Genomic DNA, 21209 nt, shown 5'->3' with positions numbered 1-21209 from the left:
CGTGCCAGCGCCCGCGCATAACAGGGATATCGTCACATGTCTCATTCTGCTCTGACCAAGGACGCGGTTGCCGTCATCACGGGTGGCGCGTCGGGTATCGGTCTCGCTGCGGCGAAGCGGTTCGCCGGGCTCGGACTCCGTATCTGCATTGCGGACCGCGATGCCGGTCGAATCGCGCAAGCCGTGGAGCACATCGCCCAAGCGAGCGCGGGCGGCGCACAAAACGTCTTCGGATTCGAAACCGATGTCGGCGTCATCGATGATGTCCGTCGCCTGCACGCGGCTGTTGTCGAACGATTCGGCGGCGTCGACGTACTGATGAACAACGCCGGGATTCAGCCGGGCAGCAATATTTTCGGTCCCGTCGAGAACTGGACGCGCGTGCTGGGCGTGAATCTGTGGGGCGCCATTCACGGGACGCAGGTTTTCGTTCCCGACATGATCCGGCGCGGACGTCCGGGGCTCGTGATCAATACCGGCTCGAAGCAAGGCATCACGACACCGCCCGGCGATCCGGCGTACAACGTTTCGAAGGCCGGACTGAAGGCGTTCACTGAAGCGCTGCAATACGAACTGCGCAATACCGCCGGGTGCAACATCAGCGCGCATTTGCTGATTCCCGGTTTCGTGTTCACGGAGTTGACGCGCAGGGATCGGACCGAAAAGCCGGCTGCGGCATGGACGCCCGAGCAGACCGTCGACTTCATGTTGCAGCGTCTGGATGCAGGCGACTTCTACATCCTGTGTCCGGATAACGATGTGCCGCGTTCGCTCGACGAGCGCCGCATGTTGTGGGCCATCGGGGATGTCGTGGAAAACCGGCCTGCCTTGTCGCGCTGGCATCCGGATTACAAGGCGGCGTTCGAAGCGTTCATCGAAGAGCCTCGCTGAACTAAGCGCTTCAGCGATGCGGCCAGAGGCTGCAATACTTCTGGCTATCCTCCAGGTTCGGTCCGACGCTGCCATCCGCCTGAACGATCTTGAGCCAGCCGTTCGGGTCGGAGGCCGTGGGCGTGTCGCCGCAATTGGTGTGTACCCAATGGATGCCGCCGCTGTACGGAATGCCGCACGCTTCGATCTTGTCGCCGACCTTGATCGTGTTCAGCGGAGCGGGCACGCCCTTGGTGTTCTTCTGATAGCCCGACGCGAATACGTTGTCGATAGCGATATCGTATGTTTTGCCGTCGGCATCGCCCTTGATCCGCAGATGCGTATGCGATAGCTCCACGCCGTGACGGAACATGCCGTCCTTGAACGTCGGAGGCGACACCGCGCGACCGGTCAGCAGCGAGCCGCCGGCCGCACGGCAATCCTGCGCATCGTCGGCGCGCGCGCTGGTCGATAGCGCGGCGATCAGCAAGGCCGCGCCCGCCGATATCCGCGCGAGCTTTTTGTCGCGACGACCGCAGGCTCGATGAACGAGTGCTCTCATGGTTTCCTTTCTGTTATCGAAATTGCGGCGCGTCACTTCATCAGCATCATCTGCACGACCTTGACGACGACGAGTCCCACGGCGATGACGAGGTAACCACGCAAGGCGGTCATCCAGATCCGGCTCGACAACGTGAGCCGAGGTCTCTCCAACTGATCGAGTGGCGGCATGCGCCACGTATCGCGCAAGTGCCGCAGTTGCGCGTTCGACTCGAAGCCGAACGCTCCGTGCCGGCCTTTGCGTGCACGGAGCAGCAGGATCATCGCATAACCGGCAAGCGCGATAACCGTACCGCCCGCGAGAATCATGCCGATGGTTTCGCCGCTGATGTCCGGGTACACGACCGACGCCGTCAGGACGATGGACAGCATCACCAGCACCCACACCACCGCGCCGGTGAAGACATTGAGCGCGCCGGAGTTGACCCAGGGACCGAGCACGGCGCGGTCGTTGCACAGGAGCAGCAGGAAGACCGTCGCGCTCGGGAGCAGCACGCCGGCGAGCGTTTGCACCGCTTCCGTGAGCAGGCCCAGCGGACTGCCCGGGATAAGAACGAGCGCCGCCGCCGCCGCGATGATCCCGAAATAGACGAAATAGAATCCCTTTGCATCGGACACGCCGCGATGCAGCGAATGACGAATCTTGAAGACGTCGCCGATCGCGTATGCAGTCGAAAGCGACACGGCGGCCGCGCCGATGATGCAGGCGTCGAGCAGCGCGACGGCGAAGATGGTCGCGGACGTGCGGCCGACATACTTCTCCAGCCCCGCGATCACGCCGCCGGCGTCGGTGAACTGTCCGGACTCCGGATGGCCGGCGAACAGCGCGGCGCTGAACGAGATCATCGCGACCGCGCCGATCAGCACGAAGGCGATGCCGATCCACAAGTCGGCCTTCTCGTACTGCATGAAACGCGGCGTGATCCGCTTGTCGACGACATAGCTCTGCTGGAAGAACAACTGCCACGGCGCGACGGTCGTCCCGACGATGCCGATGACGAGCAGCATCACGTCGGAGAGCTTTGCGTGGGCCGGCCAGTTGGGCACGAAGAAGTCGCGCGACATCTGGCCGACGGGCGGATGCACGGACACGAGCACGGGAACCAGCAGCAGGCTCAACAGGCAAAGCACGAGAGCGAAGCGCTCGAAACGCCTGAAGTTGCCGGTGCTGACCGCGGCCATGATGAGCGCCGCCGCGATACAGACACCCGCCATCTTCGAGACGCCCAGAAAATCGAGCGCGAACGTGATGCCGATGAACTCCGTGACGATGGTCAGCGCGTTGAGGATGAACAGATCGATGACGCTGAACGCACCCCAGAACTTGCCGAAACGCTCGAAGATCAGCCGGGCGTGGCCGACGCCCGTCACCGCGCCCAGACGCAGCACCATCTCCTGATTGACGAAGAGAACGGGGACGAGCAGCAGCAAGGTCCAGAGCAGCGTGGTGCCGTAGTTCTGTCCCGCCTGCGTATAGGTGCCGAACGCTCCGGCGTCGTTATCGCCGACCATCACGATGAGACCGGGGCCGATGATTGCGAGCAAGGTCCGCACGCGCGCCCACCAGTTGCGGCGGGGCGCTGTGTCGTGATGCGCGATGGTGCCGAACGCGCCCTTGATGTCGCCGAGATGGGCCGAATCGAGGACGGCGCTGCGTTCGGCCGCGGCGCTGCCTGGCGATGAAATGTTCGATGGCGTGGACATTATTGTTATCCGTAATCTGGGACTGCGCACACGTTCACGCGCGCTTGCAGCGGGCGCGCGCACGCCGCCGCGCGTGGACGCGGCGAATGACCAGACGGGCGCGCATGAGCGTCGCCTGTGAGGCGCTTAAGAGAGGTGCACGGGGAAAAGTACTGCGACGCGCACCGTCCGCTACTGGCGGGACGGCGGCTTGGGAAAGGCTGCGCTGACGTCCGGCCGGTTAGGCGGCGAATCTATTCGATGATCGACTACTGCTGCTGTCCAAGGCATCAGCCCCTTCGTGAAGATGAAAAAATTGTAGGCGCGCTTCTTGAGGGAAGTCAACACAGTTGGTGCAAATGAAGCCCAGATGGCACGTCTTTTGTGTGGTTTCGCGCGCAAGCTTTCGGGTGGGTGCCTTGTGGCTTTCGGCTTGCTTGATGAAGACGTGAAATGCCGTGTCCTAAATCAGCTTCCTTAGCTTGAACTCGTCCGCGAGAGCGGCGGCATCGACGAACTTGTACGCGATCAGTCCCGCATCGAGCGCGCCGCTTACGTTCGCATCCGAATCGTCGATGAAGAACGGCTCCGAAGCCCGCGCGCCGAGCAGTTCGAGACATCGAAGATAAGCCTGCGCCGAGGGCTTCGCCGAACCGAACGACGCCGTCGCATAGACGTGAGGTCCGAACACCCGCGCGACCGGCGGATTCAGGTAAGCGATGTGATCGGAAACCAGACGGCAGTTGTTGGTCAGCACCGCGATCGCATGGTTTTGCGCGACGCTCGCCGCCAGATCGATGGTATCGAGATTGGGCGTGATCGATGCGCGGCGCGATGCCAGCCACATGTCGCGGCTGATCGGGCAGTCGAGCAGATCGCCGAGCATCGCGAGATACGCGTCTTCGCCGATTTCGCCGCTATCCGCGCGAGCTTCGAGACCGGAGCCCCAGATCGCTTCGCGCACCGCCTCGGACGGTCTTTCGCACAGCGCCGCCAGATGATCGACGCGCACCGCGCGGTCGTAGTGGGACAGGACGCCTTCCATATCGAACAGGACGAGGGAAATCGGTGCTGTCATGTGGATGCCCCACGAGAGAGGAACGCCACCCGACGGCGTGGCGTCGGATGGCGCGACGTCCCATTCTAGCTTCGCAAAATTCGCGCACTGTCATGTCGATCGCCAAACGTCCTTGCTAGGGAAACCCCCGAGAAGAAAGAAATGGTAAGCCTGCTCAAAAGTCGTTAATCTGGGTAACCGTTTTCCCAAACATATATTGGGAATCCCCTTTCGATCAACGACACATGCCTTGCGATCCGCGCAAGGCGTGCGGAGACGCTCATGCCTGCAGCACGAAGCACGACTCGAAGCCTTACGCAGCGTGTGTCGATTCACGCACGACCAGACACGGTTCGATGGTCACATGCTCGATCTCGTCCTTGCCCGATAACGTATCGATGAGCTTCTGCATCGCGATCTCGCCCATCGTCTCGCTTTGCGTATCCACGCTCGTGAGCGACGGCGCGGAGATTTCGCCGTAGGGCACGTTGTCGATGCCGGTCACGGCGACGTCCCGGGGCACGTTGATGCCGAGCGCGGTCGCTGCCTTGATGAAGCCGAGCGCGATGAGATCGTTGTAGCAGATGACCGCCTGCGGGCGGCGCGGGCCGAGCATCACGCGCGAGCAGGCGTGTTCGCCGGCGCGGGTGGTCGGCGCGTGGACATCGTGTACGTCGAGTTCGAGTCCGGCTTCGGCGAGACAGTCGCGCACGCCGGCGATGCGCTCGTCGTTGATGCGCGCCTGTTCGAAGCCGAGATACGCGAAGTTGCGATGACCGAGGTCCAGCAGATGCCGGGTGAGCATGAACGTGGCGAGCCGGTTGTCGATGCCCACGCTTGAGATCGGCAGCTTGTCGCTGCGGCGCAGGAGCACGACCGGCTTGTCGAGGTCGAGCAGCCATTGCGACTCTTCCTCGGGCAGGCGCGAACTGAGGATCAGCCCGTCGACACGGCGCGCGAGCGCTTCGACGAGCGGCCGCTCACGCGCCTGATTCTCGTCGACGTCGACGAGCAGAAGCGTGTAGTCATGCCGCAGCGCCACGCGGTTCGCGCCCTTCACGACATTGGTGAAATGCGGATTGCTGATGTCGAGAATCGTGAGGCCGATGGTGCGCGTCTGCTTGGTGACCATCGAGCGTGCCAGCGGGTTGGACTGATAGCCGAGTTCTTCGATCGCTGCCTTGAGCTTTGCTTCCACCGGTTCGGTGAAGCGCTTGGTGCCGTTGATGAATTTGGACACGGTCGCAACGGAGACGCCCGAGAGCGCGGCGACGTCGCGAATGGTTGCCGAAGGCTTTTTCATGTGGAAAACGTTTAAGTAGGAACGTGCACGCCGATGCATCGAGTGTACGACGTCGGGCAGGCAATTCCTGGAAATAGCGATCGGGCGGGCTGAAGTCGTTCGGCCCCGGCATTCCGATGAAGACGATCATTCGATAAGGATGACGAAATTAATTCCGATGTATGTCTCTGAAATCAAATGGAGGAGGGCAATGATGAAGAAAAGTACGATTCTGAGCGCCGTGATCGCGATGTTCGTTGCAGCCGGCTGCGGAGGCGGACATGACGACAACGGCGGCACACCGTCCGCGACCAATGCACATGCCTGGATGAACACGTCGCTGCCGCCGGAACAGCGCACGGCGCTGCTGCTCGCGGCCATGACGCCGCAGCAGAAGATCGCGCAACTGACCGGCTCGCCCGGCGTCGTGCCGGAGATTCCGTCGTGCTACGGAAGCCGTCACATCACGGGCATACCGGAGTTGCAGGTGCCGACGCTGCGCGTGACCAACGGGCCGGTCGGCGTTGGGCAGAACGATTGCGTGTCGCCCGATCTGCCGGGACTGCCGCTTTCGTCGCTGTCGAGCCCGGCGTCGGCGAAGGCGACCGCGCTGCCTTCGGGCATGGCGGTGGCGGCATCGTTCGATACGGCCGTGGCGAGCCAGTTCGGCGACGTGATCGGGCGCGAGTCGCGCAACCTCGCGCTGCACGTGCTCGAAGGCCCCGGCATGAACCTCGCGCGCAATCCGACGCTCGGCCGCAACTTCGAATACTTCGGCGAAGACCCGATCCTGAGCGGCACGATGGGCGTCGCCGAGATCAAGGCGATCCAGTCGCACGGCGTGATCGCGATGGCCAAGCACCTCGTCGCGAACGAGCAGGAAACGAATCGCATGACGATCAACGAGAACATCGACGATAAAACGCTGCACGAGCTCTACATGGTGCCCTTCGAGATGGCCGTGAAGGATGGCGGCGTGGCGTCGGTCATGTGCTCGTACAACTCGGTGAACGGCGCGTCGATGTGCGAGAACAAGCACATTCTCACCGATGTCCTGCGCGGGCAATGGGGCTTCACCGGCTATGTGCAGTCCGATTTCTTCGCGGCGCACAGCACCGCCAACACGATGCTCGCGGGCCTCGACAACGAGATGCCAGGCATCGATATCGCGCCGCTCACGACATGGTGGACGCCGGCGAAGATCAATGCGGCGCTGACGGCGGGGCAGATCAGCCAGTCGAATATCGACACGGCGCTCGGCCGCCGCTATACGCAGATGTTCAAGCTCGGCATCTTCGACCGGCCCGTTGCGCAGACGGCGATCGACCAGGCCGGCGACGGCGCCATCGCGCGTGCGATCGGCGAGCAGTCGGCGGTGCTGCTGAAGAACGCGAACAACCTGCTTCCCTTCGATGCAAAATCGGTTCGCTCCGTCGCGATGATCGGTCAGGGCGCGTATGCGAACAAGGCCGTCTCGGGATGCTGCGGCGGAAGCTCGGACGTGATCCCGCTCTACACGGTCACGCCGCTCGAAGGCGTGCAGAGCGTGTTGAAGCAACTGGGTTCGAGCGCGACGGCGACGCTCACGATCGTCGCGGACGACAACAGCAATCTCGCGGCGGCGGTCGATGCGGCGAAGCAGGCCGATGTCGTGATCATGCTGGCGGGAACGATCGCTGAGGAAGGCGCGGACCGGACGAGCATCGAGTTGTCGAACAATCAGGACGCGATGATCTCGGCGGTGGCGGCAGCCAATCCGCGCACGGCGCTCGTGATGAAGGACAACGCGTCCGCGCTGATGCCGTGGATCGATCAGGTGCCCGCCGTGCTGGAGACATGGTTCCCCGGTCAGGAAGACGGCAACATCATGGCGAATCTTGTGTTCGGCGTGGCGAATCCGTCGGGCAAGCTGCCGGTCACGTTCCCGAAGAAGTCCGGCGACTGGCCTGCCAGCACGCCCGCGCAGTATCCCGGCGTCAACGTAAACGGCGTGCCGACGGTCACCTACTCGGAAGGGCTGCAGATCGGCTATCGGTGGTATGACGCGCAGAACGTCAAGCCGCTCTTCGCGTTCGGGCACGGCTTGTCGTACGCGAGCTTCAAACTGTCGTCGCTGCAGGTGAGCCCGCAGGCGTCGGACGGCACGAAGCCGATTACCGTGTCCGTCGATGTAGAGAATAGCGGCAAGGTGGCGGGCGCCGAAGTGCCGCAGGTGTATGTGTCGTTGCCGGCCGGTCTCGGGCAGCCGCCGAAGCGTCTCGTCGGCTTCCAGAAGGTGATGCTCGCGCCGGGCGAGAAAAGGACCGTGCAGATCATCATCGATCCGAACTCGGCGAGTCATCCGCTCGCCACGTGGGATACCGCGTCGCAACAGTGGAAGACGGCGAACGGGCAGATTCAGGTGATGGTCGGGAACGCGTCGGACAATCTCGCGCTGACTTCGGGCTTGTCGGTCAGCAAGTAAATTGCGGAGTGGACATCGGCCGCGGCGCGTGATCGCGTGGCGGTCGATGTTATTTCGATATCTTGCCGAGGGCGGTCCATAAGACCGCGGTCAGCAACGACCTCTCTCAACGCCCCTCGATAATCCAGCTTCCTGCGATGCGCCGGTAACGACGACGACCTTCTGTGTTGTGCTCATGCTCTACTCAAAAAAATACGGTTCACGAACCCGGTATCAGACCTTCCTGGCCTGCGCCAGCCACTGCTCGAGACTGACGCGGCCGATCCGCGCGTCGCCGAGCGGCACGAGCGATTGTTCCTCGACACGGCCGCCGTAATAGCGCGCCTCGCTGTCCGTGACAACCGGGCGCGTATCGCCCACCGACTTCAGATAACGTCCGACGATGTCCGCGAAGGGAGCACGGTCCGGGCCGGCGATATCGGTCATGCCGTTCAGCGGCGAGGCGCACGCGATCTGCGCGAGGAACCCGGCGACATCGTCGGCGGCGATCGGCTGAAACAGGCCATCGCCGAGTCGCACCGTTCCATCGACCGTGCTGAAATCGGCGATACCGCCGATGAACTCCATGAACTGGGTCGCGCGCGCGATCGAATACGGCACGCCCGATGCTTCGATGAGCTTTTCCTGCGCGACCTTGGCGACGAAATACGCATTCTCCGGCGTGCGGTCGCATCCGACGATGGAGAGCGCGACGTGATGGCGTACGCCCGCCGCCTTTTCGGCCGCCGCGAGGTTGCGCGCCGATGTGCTGAAAAAATCGAGCACCGCTTGCGGTTCCCATGAGGGCGCGTTCGTCACATCCACGACGACATCGGCTCCCGCGAATGCATCGCTGAGTCCTTCGCCGGTAACGGCGTTGACGCCACTGCGCGGCGACGCGGCGAGCGCCTCGTGGCCCGCCTCCTTGAGCAAGGTCACGACACGCGATCCGATCAGGCCGGACCCACCCATTACGACGATCTTCATGGCTAATCTCCCGAAGAAAAATGAGGGATATGCGAGGAGCCGGGCGAGGGCGGCCTTGCGTGAAGGCGCTCGCCCCTGTCCCATTGCGTGAGGCAATTCTCGAAGAATCTTGTCCTGACGATAAGTGCCAAGAATGTGAAGTTCGACCAGGCCATCGCGCGGAGACAGCCCGTCAAAATTATAGGTAGGACAAGCGAAGTCGCAGGCTGCTTTGAGCGGCGCGACGCGTATAAGGCTATGTATGATCCGCCAACATAAATGAAGCGCGGCGGCGGCGCGCCGGCAAACGCGCGTCGATGTGGACCCAACGATTGGTTCCGTCTGGCACTAACTTTCCGGATTTTTCGCTGTGGATACTCGGGCATCGGTTCGCTGCACGCGCAACGAGCCTGCACCGGAAAAGGGAACGTCGCGCGCAGGCGTTCCCGATTCTCCACCTCTCCAGGAAAGCTCATGAAAACGATCCGCGTCTCCGGCTTGAAACGCCTGTCCGGCAAGCTGCTTCGAACGTTCGCGCCGGCGCGCGCGCTGGCCTCGCTTGCGATCGCCGCGTGCGCGTGGGGCGTCGCACAGACCGCGCATGCCGAGGACAAGGAAGTGACGATCGCATACCAGCAGATCGTCGATCCGTGGGTCGTCGGTATCGCGGATGGCTCGATCGCGAAGGCCACCGGCTACAAGATCAACTGGCGCCAGTTCGAATCGGGCGCGAAAGTGGCGACCGCGATGGCCTCGGGCGACGTCAAGATCGGCGTGATCGGCTCCAGTCCGCTCGCCGCCGCCGTCAGCCAGGGCGTGGATGCGCAACTCTTCTGGATTCTCGACAACATCAACGAGGCCGAGGCGATGATCGTGCGCAATGGCTCGGGCGTCGAGAAGCCGGCCGATCTGAAGGGCAAGACCATCGGCGTGCCGTTCGTCTCGACGACGCACTATCACACGATGTTTGCGCTGCAGCACTGGGGCATCGATCCGTCTTCCGTGAAGATTCTCAACATGCAGCCGAACCAGATCGCGGCCGCATGGGAGCGCGGCGACATCGACGCCGCCTACGTGTGGGACCCGGCGCTCTCGCAACTGAAGAAAAGCGGCAAGGTGCTGATCACGTCCGGCGATCTCTCGAAGCTCGGCAAACCGACCTTCGATGGTATCGCGGTGGATCGCGCGTGGGGCGAGGCGCACAAGGACTTCATGGCGAAGTTCGTCAAGGCGATTTCCGATATCGACCAGCAATATCGCAGCGATCCGTCGAAGTGGAGCGCGCAGTCGCAACAGGCTTCCGCAATCGCCAAGACGATCGGCGGAACGCCCGCCGAGGTGCCGGAATCTCTCGCGCTGTATGGCTATCCGTCGGCGCAGGAGCAGGCGTCGAAGCAGTGGCTCGGCGGCGGCGCATCGAGCCGCGCGGCTTTCGCGCTGAAGGACACGGCGGACTTCCTGAAGCAGCAGAAGCGGGTCAACGCAGTGCTGCCGGACTATTCGAAGTACGTGACCGCCGAATACGTCGAAGCCGCCGAAAAGCTGAAATGAGCCTGACCCGGGCACGCGCCGGTTGCCCTTGCCACATCCGAGTCCGGGAGGACATATGGGTTGCATGCAGGTGAAGAACGTCAATGTGATGTTTCCCGGACGACGCCCGGGCGAGCGCGTGCATGCGCTCGATGGCATCGATCTCACCATCGGCGATGGCGAATTCGTCGTCGCGCTCGGTGCGTCGGGTTGCGGCAAGACGACGCTGCTGTCGCTGATGGCGGGCTTCATCGCGCCATCGTCGGGCGAGATGCTGCTCAACGGCCGGCCGGTGGAAGGACCGGGCGCCGATCGCGGCGTCGTGTTTCAGAAGCATGCGCTGTTGCCCTGGCTCAACGTGCTCGACAACGCCACCTTCGGCCTGAAGCTGCAGGGCGTGCCGAAGGCGCAGCGCGAGGAGATCGCGAAACGCAACCTCGCGCTGGTCGGCCTTCAGGACTTCCACAGGCACATGATCTATCAGTTGTCGGGCGGCATGCAGCAGCGTGTGGGCATCGCCCGCGCGCTGACCTGCGATCCCGCGATGCTGCTGATGGACGAGCCGATGGCCGCGCTCGACGCCCTCACGCGCGAGACCATTCAGGAACTGCTGCTCGATGTGTGGCAGCGCACGCAGAAGATGCTGTTCTTCATCACGCACAGCGTGGAGGAAGCGCTATTCCTGGCGAGCCGGCTGATCGTGATGTCGCCGCGTCCCGGCCGCATCACGCATAGCTACGATCTCGATTTCAACCGCCGCTTCCTCGCCACCCGCGATGCGCGCGCGATCAAGTCGAGTCCCGATTTCATCGACATGCGCGAGCGCGTGCTCGGCATCATCTACGGCGACGAACGCGCCGCGCATCACGCCGCCGAGGAGCTTCATCATGGATAAGCGAGCATCGATGACCGTGGCCGGTCCCGCGATCGAACGGGAATTAGGCGCATCGCGGCGTCCGCCCGGCAGACCCGCGCGGCAGTCGAAGAAAAAGCCGGTGAAACCGGGCGACACCTTCGGCGTGCCGGGCTACGGCAGCAGCCTCGCGATGAGCATCGCGACGGTCGCCGTGCTGCTGGCCGCCTGGTTTCTGATCACCGGCATGCACTGGATCAAGCCGCTCTTTCTGCCGTCGCCGCAAGCGGTGTTCGCGAAGTTCATCTCGGTGGCGAGCGAAGGCTTCGCCAACTCGACGCTCGCCGAACATATCGTCGCGAGCCTGTTGCGCGTGTTCGGCGCGTTCGCGCTCGCCTGCGTCACGGCGATTCCCGTCGGTGTGATGATGGGCGTGTCGCGCCACGCGCGCGGCGTGTTCGATCCGCCGATCGAGTTCTACCGGCCGCTGCCGCCGCTCGCGTATCTGCCGCTCATCATCATCTGGTTCGGCATCGGCGAGTTCTCGAAAGTCTTTCTGATCTATCTCGCGATCTTCGCACCGCTCGCGATCGCCGCGCGCGCGGGCGTGCGCTCGGTATCGATCGAGCAGATTCACGCAGCCTATTCGATGGGCGCGACACGCACGCAGGTCGTCATCCACGTGATTCTCAAGTCGGCGCTGCCGGAGATTTTCACGGGGATGCGTATCGGCATCGGCGTGGGCTGGACGACGCTCGTCGCGGCGGAAATGGTCGCATCGACGCGCGGCCTCGGCTTCATGGTGCTGAACGCGGCGGAGTTTCTGGCAAGCGATGTCGTGATCATGGGGATCATCGTCATCGGCTTCTTCGCGCTGTGCTTCGATATGCTGATGCGGTATCTGGAGAAGGCGATGGTGCCGTGGAAAGGGAGGGTGTAAAGCCGCACTCCGCCGAAGATGCGTCTGTGTTCCAGTCTCTTGCAGCGGCGCGTTCCGTACTGTGAACGCGCTGGCTCGTCCAAAAGAAATGCGGTAATCTCTCAAACGAACATTAGGTCGTCATGAGCGCCCGCGAGTCGGTGTGGAAACTGGACAGAGACGTAGGAACAGACGTGCGAAAGAAAAATGTAAATCCCAGCGCGGATACCCGAGAGACCTTGCTTCGGCTGGCGGCACGCTCGTTTGCGACCCAAGGCTACACGGCAACGACGATGCGCTCGATTGCGGATCAGGCCGGCATCGAGGCCGCCAGCATCTACTATCACTTTTCGTCGAAGGAAGAGCTCGTCGATGTGGTGATGGAGCACGGCGCGGACAGCATCGTGCAGCACATCAACGAGCACTTCGGCGCGCTGCCCGAAAACGCGAACGCCGAAGACCGCTTCAGGGCGGCGGTCATCGGTCAGATGAGTGCGCTGATCAAGTTCGGCGATTACGCGCTCGCACATGGCCGCTTGCTGAGCCAGTTGCCGGATCAGGTGCGCGAGCGCCAGATCAAGCGGCGCGAGCGGCATCAGCGGTTGTGGACCACCGTGTTCGACGATCTGCGCGCGGAAGGTTTTTTGCGCGAGGACATCGATATCGCGCTGAGCCGAATCTATGTCCTCGGCTTCATCAATTCGGTTCAGACCTGGTTCGATCCGAAGAAGGGATCGCTCGAAAAAATCGTCGATCAGTTCATCACGATGTTCTTCGAGGGCGCGCAGCCGACGGGCAAGCCGCGGCGGCGCGCGCGCAAGAAGGAGGTGGCTGCTTAGTTCTGAGCCGCCCGCTCCTCGGCCAGCAAGCGCCGATAGTGCGGCAGCGCGGTAATCAGCAGCCACGCCGCGATCGCCGACGCAATCGCGCACACGATGGCGATCGAATGTCCGACCATCTTCGGATTCTGGAATACACGATCGGTGATGAGCGCAATCAGCGTCGGGCCCGCGCCGAAGCCAACGAGTTGAGCGACGAACGAATAAATCGCGCCGACGGTGCCACGCATCCGGCTCGGCGCAACGAGCTGCAATGCCGCGGCCATGCATCCGGTGGGCAGGCTGAAGAAGAACACGATGCCGGCCGCGGCGGCCAGCGCACCGTTCGTTCCCGGTACGAAGGGAATGCTCGCGCAGCAGAGCATCATCGGGATCATGGAGATCGCCGCGGTTCGCAGCGGTGCATCTTCATAGCCACGCTTTTCAAGCTGACGCGCGACCCACGGCCCGGTCAGCGCGCCGGCAATGCCGAAGACCACGACCAGCCCGCCGAAGCGAAATCCGACCAGCGAGGCCGGCATGCCATGCGTGCGAATCAGATACGTGGGCATCCATGCGGGCATGCCGAGCACGACGATCGCAAGCATGCCGACGCCGAGCAGAATCCGCGCGTAGAACCCGCGTCGCTGCCAGAGATAGCTCGCTGAAGCGCCGGTCGAGAATTGCCGCTCGTCTTCGCGCGCGCTCATCACGCTGCTGCGTGCCGGTTCGCGCACGGTGAGCAGCACCAGCAACGCAAAAAGCATCCCCGGCAGCCCGATGATGACGAACGCGAGTTGCCAGGTCTGGAACTGCGTGAGGATCGGAAAGTGCTCATGAAAAGCGCGTGCGAATTCGATCACGAAGCCGCCCGCGACGAGCGAGAGCCCGCCGCCGAGCATCGGGCCGAGAATGAAGATGCTCATCGCGCGCGGCATTTTCTTCGCCGAGAAGCAGTCGGCGATCACCGATAGCGCGAGCGGGAATACGCACGCTTCGCTGGCGCCGACGCCCAGCCGCGCGAGGAACAACCCTCGATACGTATCCGCATTGCCGCACAGCGCGGTGAAGGCGCACCACAGACAGATGGAGACCAAGAGAAGATTGCGCCGATTGGTCACATCGACGAGCCGCCCGAACAGCGGCGATGCGGCCAGATACGCGGCAATGAAAGCGACGCCCTGAACGAGGCTCAACTGTGTGTCGGAGATGACGAGCGAGCGCTTGATCGGTTCGACCAGCAGATTCAGAAGCTGTCGATCGATGTATGCGAGGGAATACGCGAGCGTCAGCATCACGAGCACATACCACGCTCGTCCGCTGTCATGAATCACGTGATCGCGAGATAGATGTAGCGGCGTTTGCGCGGTGGCGCCGGCGGCGTCGGACGGCATGTCATTCATGGCGTTTCTCATTTCTCCTCCAGTAAGAGCATTCAAAAGTCGTGAGTTCTGCAAGGCGATGTGCTGAGCATTCGATGTTTATCTAATTAATGTTAGATAGTTTGTGCGGTGTTTTGAGGATGTTCCATGAGTGTTATCCATGAGGGTTGGTGGCTTGGCGCAGTGCGCCGAGCGATGTCGGTGTAAACCCCAGATGACATCATCGCGCCGCGAGGAGGAAACTAACTATCAATCGTTAGGTAACTCTACAGACCGGGACAGTGATGACCACCCAGATGAAACCCATACGCTCCTTCCTCTTCGTTCCGGGCAACAAGCCGACGTGGATCGAAAAGTCCATCAATTCCAGAGCCGATGCGCTGATCCTGGATCTGGAGGACAGCGTGCCGCCCGCGCAGAAAGCCGAAGCGCGCGAGATCGTCAGGTCGAAGCTGACATGGCTGGCGGAGCAGAAACAGCGTGTGTGGGTGCGCATCAACCGCAGCGCGCATCTGTACGACTTCGAGGACATCCTGGCTATCGTCAGTCCCGTGGTCGAAGGCATCGTGATCTCCAAGCCTTGCGGCCCGGAAGACATTCATACCGTTTCATCGATGCTGGCCGAGGCCGAGTTCCGTGCTGGCGTGGAAGTCGGTCATACGAAGGTGATCCCGCTGCTGGAAACGGCGCGCTCGCTGCAACTGGCGTACGAGATCGCCCAGCATGAGCGCGTGCCTGCCATCGTGGGCGCAACCGCCAAGAATGCCGACGTGGCCCGTGCGCTCAAGACCGTCTGGTCGCTGGATGGCCGCGAGACCCAATACCTCAAGTCACGCATTGTCATGGCCGCGCGAGCGGCGGGCAAACTGCCGATCGGCGGCGTCTGGCAACAGGTGCACGATCTCGATGGACTCAAGTTGTCGTCGGCCAACGACCGGCAACTGGGCATGAGCGGAGAACTGGTGCTGCATCCCTCCAACGTCGAGATCGTCAACCGGACCTATAGCCCTGCCGAGGAAGAGGTGGCGTTCTATCGAGGGATGATCGACGCGCTGGACAAAGCCCAGGCCGAAGGCCGCGCATCGTGCATCTACGACGGTGAACACATCGACATTGCTCATGCCAAGACGGCGCGGGAAATCATCGAACTCGCACAGTCGTTCAACGGCTGATTGCTCACCGAATCTCAGGAGACAGATAAATGGCTGGCCTTTACTTCGAACAATTCAAGCCCGGCATGGTGATCGAACATGCCATCCGCCGCACCGTGACCGAGACCGACAACATCCTGTTCTCGGCCATGACATACAACTGCGCGCCGCTGCATATCGATGCCGAATACAGCAAGAACACCATGTACGGCCAGCGTCTGGTGAACAGCATGTTTCTGCTGGCGCTGGTGGCGGGCATCACCGTGTACGAAACCACGCTGGGGACCACGCTCGGCAATCTTGGCTTCGGCGAAATCGCCTTTCCCAAGCCTACTTTTCATGGCGACACGGTCCGCGTCGAGACGGAGATCGTCGAGACGCGTCTGTCGAAAAGCCGCAAGGACTCGGGCATCGTGACCTTCAGGCACATTGCCCGGAATCAGCGCGACGAGATCGTTTGCACGGCTCTGCGCACCGGCCTGATGATGCTGGGTCCCGCCGACAAGGCCTGATTTCATACTTAAAGAAGGACTAGGCCATGGACTACCAACTCAGCGCGGATCAGCATGCCATCGTCGATGCAGCCCAGAAGATCTGCACGGACTTTCCGCTCGAATACTGGCGCAACAAGGACAAGAATCACGAGTTTCCGCACGAGTTCTTCGACGCCGTCGCGAGCGGCGGGTGGCTCGGCATCTGCATGCCGGAGGATGTGGGCGGCGCGAATCTGGGCGTGACGGAAGCGGCGCTCTTCATGCGCGCGGTCGCCGAGTGCGGCGGGCAGGCTGCCGCGTCCACCATCCACATGAACATCTTCGGCTTGCAGCCCGTCGTGCATTTCGGCACGGAAGCGCAGAAGAAAGCGTGGCTTCCGCCTTTCGCGCGTGGCGAGAACAAGGCGTGTTTCGCCGTGACCGAGCCTGATACGGGTCTCGATACCACCAAGCTCAAAGTGACGGCGAAGAAGCAGGCCGACGGGAACTATCTCATCTCGGGCAAGAAGGTATTCATTTCGACCGCGCAGGTCGCCGATCACATGTTGATCCTCGCGCGCACCACGCCGATCGAACAGGTGAAGAAGCACAGCGAAGGGCTGAGCCTGTTCTACACGAAGCTCGACCGCGATTACGTCGATATTCGGGAGATCGACAAGCTCGGCCGCGCCGCCGTCGATACGAACGAACTCTTCATCGACAATCTGCCGGTGTCGAAGGACGCGCTGATCGGTGAGGAAGGCAAGGGTCTGAGCTACATATTCCACGGCATGAACGCCGAGCGCGTTTTGGTTGCCGCCGAGCAGATCGGCATCGGCCGCGCGGTGCTCAAGCTCGCGACGCAATACGCGAAGGAACGTGTGGTGTTCGGCCGGCCCATCGGCAAGAACCAGGGCGTTCAACATCCGCTGGCGCGCAACTGGGCGGAACTGGAAGCGGCGAATCACATGATCTTTGCCGCCGCGGATCTCTACGACAAGGGACTTTCCTGCGGCTCCGAGGCGAACGCGGCGAAGCTGCTGGCATCCGAGGCGTGCATGAACGCATGTCAGACCTCGATGCTCACGCATGGAGGATTCGGCTATGCGAAGGAGTATCACGTCGAGCGATTCATGCGGGAAGCGTGGATCGGCTACATCGCGCCGGTCACGCCGCAGCTTATCCTGTCGAATATCGCGGAGCGTAAGCTCGACTTGCCGAAGTCTTACTAGGCACGGCGGTTCAATACGACTGGCGGCCGTCAAAGGCTGGATCGACGGCTGCTTCAGGAGACAAGCATGTCAGCTACAAGACCCTTGCAGGGTATTCGCGTTCTCGATCTGACCGTGGCGCTGGCCGGGCCCTACGGATCGCTGTTGCTGGGTGGTCTGGGCGCCGAAGTCATTCGCGTGGAGTCGCCCGGCGGCGGCGATATCGCGCGCAATAATCCGCCCTATGTGGGCAGGGAAGGCGTCCACTTCGGTGTCAGGCACGAGGAAGATGTGTCGCTGACCATCCTCAATCGCGCGCGCAACAAGAAGAGCATTACGCTCGATTTGAAGTCGGAGCAGGGCCTCGCGCTATTCATGGAACTGGTGAAGGAATGCGACGTGGTCATCGAAAACGCCAGCGAGGGCGTGACGGCGCGCCTGGGCGTCGACTATGAAAGCGTGCGCAAGGCCAATCCGAAAATCGTCTATGCATCGATCAAGGCATTCGGTGAACCGAGCCCTTACCCCAATCTCAAGGGGATGGACATCATCGTGCAGGCGCTCTCCGGCATCATGGACGTAACCGGCGTCGCCGATGGCCCGCCCACGCGCTGGGGCCTGCCTATCGCCGATCTCGTCGCGCCGCTCTACGCGGTCAATGGCATCCTCGCGGCGCTCATCCATCGCGGCAGAACGGGCGAGGGGCAACTGGTGCAGGTTTCGATGCTCGACTGCCTGTCCTCGATGGTGGCCGAGGAGCACTTCGACGTGTTCTTCGCGAACGGCTATGCGAAGCGCTCGGGCAACTTTCAGGATCGCCTCGTGCCGTTCGGCGTGTACGGCACGCGCGACGGCCACGTGGCCATGGTGGCGTTCCAGCCCGACTGGTTCCGCAATCTCATGGAGGCCATCGGCAAGCCCGAAATGGCCGTCGATCCACGCTACGCGACGCGCGGTCCGCGCATGAAGCACGCGACCGAAATCAACGCGACGATCGAGGAATGGACGCGGCAGCACAGCACGGAAGAAGTGATCCGCGAACTTCAGGAAAAGCGCGGCGTGCCCGCGGCCCCCGTGCGTTCGCCGCTCGATGTGCTCAAGGACCCCGTGTTGCAGGCGCGCGGCGCGGTTGTGAAGCTGGAGCATCCGGGCCTCGCCGATGTCGACGCCATGGGCATGGGCCTGCCTATCCGGTTCTCGCAAACGCCGGTGCAGTTCGATCAGCCGGCACAGGAACTGGGCGCATCCAACGAAGCGATCTATCGGGATTTGCTGAAGCTGCCGGATGATCGTCTGCGGCAATTGCGCGACGAAGGAGTGATCTGATCATGTCCGCCGCATCTTCCCGGGGAGGACCGCTCGCGGGCGTCAGGGTCGTCGAGATCGCGGGCATTGGTCCCGGTCCGCTGGCCGCGATGTTTCTGGCCGATCTCGGCGCCACGGTGATCCGTGTGGATCGCAAGGAGCCTTCGGGCCTCGGCGCGCCGCGTCCCGTGCAGTTCGATCTGGGGCTGCGCAACCGCAAGTCCATTCGCGTCGATCTGAAAGACCCGGACGCCGTCGAGATGGTGCTCGAACTGATCGATCAGGCCGATGCATTGATCGAAGGCTTTCGCCCCGGCGTGATGGAGCGGCTGGGTCTGGGCCCCGATACGTGTCTCGCGCGCAATCCGCGTCTCGTCTATGGCCGCGTGACCGGCTGGGGGCAGGACGGCCCTCTTTCGCAGGTGGCCGGGCACGATCTGAACTACATCTCCATCACCGGCGCGCTGCATGCGATGGGACGCGCGGGGCAGGCGCCCACGCCGCCGCTCAACGTGCTGGGCGACTATGCGGGCGGCTCGTTGTATCTGGCGTTCGGACTGCTCGCGGGCATCATCGAGGCTCGCGGTTCCGGCGAAGGCCAGGTCGTGGACGCCGCGATGGTGGACGGCGTGGCCTCCATCATGACGGTGACGATGGGTCTGCACGCGGCAGGCATGCTCGGCAAGGAACGCGGCACCAATCTGCTCGATACCGGCGCGCACTTCTACGAGGTGTATGAATGCGCCGATGGAAAGTACGTCAGCGTCGCGCCGATCGAAGGCAAGTTCTACAGGCTGCTGCTCGAAAAGCTGGAGCTACAGGATCATCCGCTGCTGCAAGAGCAGATGGATCGTGCGCAATGGCCGGCGGCCAAAGAGGTGCTGGCCGCGAGGTTCAGGGAACATACGCGCGACGAGTGGGCGCGGCGGTTCGGCGAAACGGACGTCTGCCTCGCGCCGGTGCTCGACTTCGACGAAGCACCGAGTCATCCGCACATTCAGGCGCGCGGCACGTTCATCGACCTCGACGGCGTGATGCACCCGGCGCCCGGCCCGCGCTTTTCGCGCACGCCCGCCGCGCCGCCCGAGCCGCCGGCGGCATCGAGCACGGACAACGCCATCGACGCGCTGCGCGGCTGGCTGCCCGATGACCGCATCGACGCATTGCGCGCGCGCGACACCTTTATCTGAGGGCTTGGGAACAGGCAACAGGCTTATCGACATGACATCGCATACTTCCGATCTCACCGCTCTGGATCGACTCACGAGCGGCCGCTCAACGTGCCGCGCATACGAGCACAAGGCGCTGGATGCCGAGTTGATACGCAGCATCGTCGGCATGGCGAGCCGCTCGGCCTCGTGGTGCAACGTGCAACCGTGGCAACTGGTCATCACCGAAACGCTGGAAAGCACGGAGCGCTTCCGCGAGGCGCTGATGGAGCGCGCGTTCAGCCATCCGGAAACCGAGTCCGATCTGCCGTTTCCGCCCCGCTACAAGGGCATTTATGGCGAACGTCGGCGCGGGGCGGGCATCGCGCTCTATACGTCGCTCGGCATCGGCCCCAAGGATGCCGAACGCAGTGCGCAGCAGGCATTCCGCAATTTCCGCATGTTCGATGCGCCGCATGTGGCCATCATCACCGTGCCTGCCGAGCTGGGTCCGTATGCGCTCGTGGATGCGGGCGGCTTCGTTTCCTCGTTTCTGCTCGCAGCCTACGCTCACGGCGTGGCCACGACGCCGCAAGGGGCGCTCGCACGCCACGCGCATTTCGTGCGCGAGTATTTCGGCATTCCCGACACGCAGCACATGATTTGCGGCATCTCGTTCGGCTTCGCGCAGACCGGGCATCCCGTCAACCAGTTTCGCACCACACGCGCGGGCGTCGACGATCTCGTGCGCTTCGCCTGAGCGAATGGAAAAGGGGAACCTCGTGGAATTGCTGATCGACCACCCCGCGCCGCACGTGCGCCGCATCACCCTGAATCGCGCCGAGCGCATGAACGCGCTCGACGGGCCTACCTTGCAGCATCTCAACGACGCGGTGCGCGACTGTATCGCGGCAGCCGGCGAGATCAAGGTGCTCGTGATCCGGGGCAGCGGCCGCGCGTTCTGCGCGGGCAACGACCTCAAATGGCTCGCAAGCGGCGTGCTGGCCGACCGCGCCGCGCATATGCGTCATCAGGACCTGATGCAGGACACCTATGAGCGCCTGGAGTCGGCACCGCAGATCGTGCTGGCCAGCATCAACGGCTATGCGCTCGCGGGCGGCTTCGAACTGGCGCTCGCCTGCGACCTGATGATCGCCGATGAAGCCGCACAACTCGGCGACGAACATATCCGCCGCAGTCTGCTTCCGAGCGGCGGCAGCTCTCAGCGGCTGCCGCGCAAGCTGGGCTTGCAGCGGGCCATGTACTACCTGGTCACGGGCCGGCGCATGACGGGCCGCGAGGCTGCGGACATGGGTCTTGCCGCGTTGGCCGTTCCATCTCTGCAACTGGAGAGCGCCACGCTGCAACTGGCGCAGGAAATCGCTCAGGCCGACGCGCTCGCGCTGACTTCGATGAAGCAGATGGCGCGCCGCGCGATGGAACTGCCGCTCTCCGACGGCCTGCGCTACGAACGCTGGATGCAGCATTGCTATCGCACGCAGTCGCCGTCGCTGGAGGCGGGGGTGCATGGTTTCGGCGGCAACGTCGGGAACTGAT

The 21209-nt window shown here is 62.9% G+C and carries 19 protein-coding genes; 13 read left to right on the top strand and 6 right to left on the bottom strand.

Annotated features, from left to right (window positions below):
* The first annotated feature begins 36 nt into the window (after window positions 1–36).
* Window positions 37–891, top strand: coding sequence for an SDR family NAD(P)-dependent oxidoreductase (locus QCE73_RS17210; protein ID WP_309882542.1), 855 nt, complete (start codon window positions 37–39; stop codon window positions 889–891).
* 10 nt (window positions 892–901) lie between these two features.
* Here the strand turns inward: QCE73_RS17210 and QCE73_RS17205 are convergent, their stop codons facing one another.
* The 4 genes from QCE73_RS17205 to QCE73_RS17190 all read right to left on the bottom strand — a co-directional run bounded on the left by QCE73_RS17205 (window position 902) and on the right by QCE73_RS17190 (window position 5474).
* Complete coding sequence (locus tag QCE73_RS17205) at window positions 902–1432, bottom strand: hypothetical protein (RefSeq protein WP_309882541.1); 531 nt, start codon at window positions 1430–1432, stop codon at window positions 902–904.
* A 32-nt stretch (window positions 1433–1464) separates the two neighbouring features.
* Window positions 1465–3135, bottom strand: a complete 1671-nt coding sequence (locus QCE73_RS17200; RefSeq protein WP_309882540.1) for a divalent metal cation transporter — start codon at window positions 3133–3135, stop codon at window positions 1465–1467.
* Window positions 3136–3577: 442 nt separating this feature from the next.
* Entirely contained in the window at window positions 3578–4192 is a 615-nt protein-coding gene (locus QCE73_RS17195; RefSeq protein ID WP_309882539.1) for an HAD family hydrolase, read from the bottom strand.
* Window positions 4193–4484: 292 nt separating this feature from the next.
* Entirely contained in the window at window positions 4485–5474 is a 990-nt protein-coding gene (locus QCE73_RS17190) for a LacI family DNA-binding transcriptional regulator (protein ID WP_035499053.1), read from the bottom strand.
* Between the two features lie 190 nt (window positions 5475–5664).
* Between QCE73_RS17190 and QCE73_RS17185 the strand changes: the two genes are divergently transcribed.
* Complete coding sequence (locus QCE73_RS17185; RefSeq protein ID WP_309882537.1) at window positions 5665–7917, top strand: glycoside hydrolase family 3 C-terminal domain-containing protein; 2253 nt, start codon at window positions 5665–5667, stop codon at window positions 7915–7917.
* 213 nt (window positions 7918–8130) lie between these two features.
* Here the strand turns inward: QCE73_RS17185 and QCE73_RS17180 are convergent, their stop codons facing one another.
* Window positions 8131–8883 carry an SDR family oxidoreductase gene (locus QCE73_RS17180; protein ID WP_309882535.1) on the bottom strand — a complete coding sequence of 251 codons (753 nt, stop codon included), beginning with the start codon at window positions 8881–8883 and terminating at the stop codon, window positions 8131–8133.
* Between the two features lie 453 nt (window positions 8884–9336).
* Between QCE73_RS17180 and tauA the strand changes: the two genes are divergently transcribed.
* The 4 genes from tauA (at window position 9337) to QCE73_RS17160 (ending at window position 13003) form a co-directional block, all read left to right on the top strand.
* Window positions 9337–10413, top strand: coding sequence for a taurine ABC transporter substrate-binding protein (gene tauA, locus QCE73_RS17175; RefSeq protein WP_187603655.1), 1077 nt, complete (start codon window positions 9337–9339; stop codon window positions 10411–10413).
* Between the two features lie 55 nt (window positions 10414–10468).
* Window positions 10469–11287 carry a taurine ABC transporter ATP-binding protein gene (locus QCE73_RS17170; RefSeq protein WP_035499051.1) on the top strand — a complete coding sequence of 273 codons (819 nt, stop codon included), beginning with the start codon at window positions 10469–10471 and terminating at the stop codon, window positions 11285–11287.
* Window positions 11280–12185: an ABC transporter permease subunit gene (locus QCE73_RS17165; RefSeq protein ID WP_404989780.1), complete on the top strand. Its 906-nt coding sequence runs from the start codon at window positions 11280–11282 to the stop codon at window positions 12183–12185. The genes QCE73_RS17170 and QCE73_RS17165 overlap by 8 nt, the downstream gene beginning before the upstream one ends.
* Window positions 12186–12403: 218 nt before the next feature.
* A complete protein-coding gene (locus QCE73_RS17160) occupies window positions 12404–13003 on the top strand; it encodes a TetR/AcrR family transcriptional regulator (protein ID WP_309882532.1) in 600 nt (199 codons plus the stop codon).
* Here QCE73_RS17160 and QCE73_RS17155 read toward each other — a convergent pair.
* Window positions 13000–14385: an MFS transporter gene (locus tag QCE73_RS17155; RefSeq protein WP_309882531.1), complete on the bottom strand. Its 1386-nt coding sequence runs from the start codon at window positions 14383–14385 to the stop codon at window positions 13000–13002. The genes QCE73_RS17160 and QCE73_RS17155 overlap by 4 nt on opposite strands.
* A 263-nt stretch (window positions 14386–14648) precedes the next feature.
* Here QCE73_RS17155 and QCE73_RS17150 point away from each other — a divergent pair, with 263 nt between their 5' ends.
* From QCE73_RS17150 to QCE73_RS17120, 7 genes are all read left to right on the top strand, one after another.
* A complete protein-coding gene (locus QCE73_RS17150) occupies window positions 14649–15536 on the top strand; it encodes a CoA ester lyase (protein ID WP_309882530.1) in 888 nt (295 codons plus the stop codon).
* 29 nt (window positions 15537–15565) lie between these two features.
* Window positions 15566–16027 (top strand): MaoC family dehydratase, encoded by a 462-nt coding sequence (locus QCE73_RS17145; RefSeq protein WP_309882529.1) that lies wholly within the window; start codon window positions 15566–15568, stop codon window positions 16025–16027.
* A 26-nt stretch (window positions 16028–16053) separates the two neighbouring features.
* Complete coding sequence (locus tag QCE73_RS17140) at window positions 16054–17220, top strand: acyl-CoA dehydrogenase family protein (protein ID WP_309882528.1); 1167 nt, start codon at window positions 16054–16056, stop codon at window positions 17218–17220.
* A gap of 66 nt (window positions 17221–17286) precedes the next feature.
* Entirely contained in the window at window positions 17287–18525 is a 1239-nt protein-coding gene (locus QCE73_RS17135; protein WP_309882526.1) for a CaiB/BaiF CoA-transferase family protein, read from the top strand.
* Window positions 18526–18527: 2 nt separating this feature from the next.
* Entirely contained in the window at window positions 18528–19694 is a 1167-nt protein-coding gene (locus QCE73_RS17130) for a CaiB/BaiF CoA-transferase family protein (protein WP_309882523.1), read from the top strand.
* A 31-nt stretch (window positions 19695–19725) separates the two neighbouring features.
* Complete coding sequence (locus QCE73_RS17125; RefSeq protein ID WP_309882522.1) at window positions 19726–20412, top strand: nitroreductase family protein; 687 nt, start codon at window positions 19726–19728, stop codon at window positions 20410–20412.
* Between the two features lie 22 nt (window positions 20413–20434).
* A complete protein-coding gene (locus tag QCE73_RS17120) occupies window positions 20435–21208 on the top strand; it encodes an enoyl-CoA hydratase/isomerase family protein (protein WP_309882520.1) in 774 nt (257 codons plus the stop codon).
* Window position 21209: the final 1 nt, after the last annotated feature.

Source organism: Caballeronia sp. LZ029 (assembly GCF_031451275.1).
In the GTDB taxonomy this organism is placed as follows: domain Bacteria; phylum Pseudomonadota; class Gammaproteobacteria; order Burkholderiales; family Burkholderiaceae; genus Caballeronia; species Caballeronia jiangsuensis.
This window is presented reverse-complemented; position numbering and strand designations above follow the sequence as displayed.

What these genes read in the sequence shown, in the direction of transcription:
- QCE73_RS17135 (WP_309882526.1), top strand. Translation starts at nt 17,287, where the DNA reads ATGTCAGCTACAAGACCCTTGCAGGGTATTCGCGTTCTCGATCTGACC.
- QCE73_RS17185 (WP_309882537.1), top strand. Translation starts at nt 5,665, where the DNA reads ATGATGAAGAAAAGTACGATTCTGAGCGCCGTGATCGCGATGTTCGTT.
- QCE73_RS17140 (WP_309882528.1), top strand. Translation starts at nt 16,054, where the DNA reads ATGGACTACCAACTCAGCGCGGATCAGCATGCCATCGTCGATGCAGCC.
- QCE73_RS17150 (WP_309882530.1), top strand. Translation starts at nt 14,649, where the DNA reads ATGACCACCCAGATGAAACCCATACGCTCCTTCCTCTTCGTTCCGGGC.
- QCE73_RS17210 (WP_309882542.1), top strand. Translation starts at nt 37, where the DNA reads ATGTCTCATTCTGCTCTGACCAAGGACGCGGTTGCCGTCATCACGGGT.
- QCE73_RS17170 (WP_035499051.1), top strand. Translation starts at nt 10,469, where the DNA reads ATGGGTTGCATGCAGGTGAAGAACGTCAATGTGATGTTTCCCGGACGA.
- QCE73_RS17200 (WP_309882540.1), bottom strand. Translation starts at nt 3,135, where the DNA reads ATGTCCACGCCATCGAACATTTCATCGCCAGGCAGCGCCGCGGCCGAA.
- QCE73_RS17125 (WP_309882522.1), top strand. Translation starts at nt 19,726, where the DNA reads ATGACATCGCATACTTCCGATCTCACCGCTCTGGATCGACTCACGAGC.
- QCE73_RS17165 (WP_404989780.1), top strand. Translation starts at nt 11,280, where the DNA reads ATGGATAAGCGAGCATCGATGACCGTGGCCGGTCCCGCGATCGAACGG.
- QCE73_RS17180 (WP_309882535.1), bottom strand. Translation starts at nt 8,883, where the DNA reads ATGAAGATCGTCGTAATGGGTGGGTCCGGCCTGATCGGATCGCGTGTC.
- tauA (WP_187603655.1), top strand. Translation starts at nt 9,337, where the DNA reads ATGAAAACGATCCGCGTCTCCGGCTTGAAACGCCTGTCCGGCAAGCTG.
- QCE73_RS17195 (WP_309882539.1), bottom strand. Translation starts at nt 4,192, where the DNA reads ATGACAGCACCGATTTCCCTCGTCCTGTTCGATATGGAAGGCGTCCTG.
- QCE73_RS17205 (WP_309882541.1), bottom strand. Translation starts at nt 1,432, where the DNA reads ATGAGAGCACTCGTTCATCGAGCCTGCGGTCGTCGCGACAAAAAGCTC.
- QCE73_RS17190 (WP_035499053.1), bottom strand. Translation starts at nt 5,474, where the DNA reads ATGAAAAAGCCTTCGGCAACCATTCGCGACGTCGCCGCGCTCTCGGGC.
- QCE73_RS17130 (WP_309882523.1), top strand. Translation starts at nt 18,528, where the DNA reads ATGTCCGCCGCATCTTCCCGGGGAGGACCGCTCGCGGGCGTCAGGGTC.
- QCE73_RS17145 (WP_309882529.1), top strand. Translation starts at nt 15,566, where the DNA reads ATGGCTGGCCTTTACTTCGAACAATTCAAGCCCGGCATGGTGATCGAA.
- QCE73_RS17155 (WP_309882531.1), bottom strand. Translation starts at nt 14,385, where the DNA reads ATGAATGACATGCCGTCCGACGCCGCCGGCGCCACCGCGCAAACGCCG.